Origin of the sequence: Streptomyces sp. GbtcB6 (assembly GCF_019091475.1) — a bacterium.
GTDB lineage: Bacteria > Actinomycetota > Actinomycetes > Streptomycetales > Streptomycetaceae > Streptomyces > Streptomyces hyaluromycini.
This window is the reverse complement of sequence record NZ_JAGXJL010000310.1, coordinates 1-266: the sequence shown is the minus strand read 5'-3', so window position 1 is coordinate 266 and position 266 is coordinate 1. Positions and strand designations below refer to the sequence as shown.

Annotated in this window: 1 protein-coding gene; it reads right to left on the bottom strand. The window is 40.6% G+C overall.

Annotated elements, in window-relative coordinates:
- The coding region (locus KVT45_RS55405; RefSeq protein WP_217562731.1) for a hypothetical protein at nucleotides 1–266 on the bottom strand (266 nt) is incomplete at both ends.

The window sequence follows — 266 nt, the reverse complement described above, 5'->3', positions numbered from 1 at the left end:
ACGAAAGTGAATAACACGAAGATTATCCTTACTCTTGACTTTGGCCATGTGAGTACCATCATCAAGAACCTTAGTCTGCAATCTCCATTCAGTAATGAAAGGTTTGCCAAGAAGAAGAGAACATGGTAAAGATTCATGAACAAAAACATTGATTTCTTCCACCACATTGCCCACCTTAAGCTTCACATCAGGGCAAGCTCCCCACAAAGAATTCTTGTTTGAACTTACTGATTTTACCCTCCATTGAATGTCACGACCCACCTTCC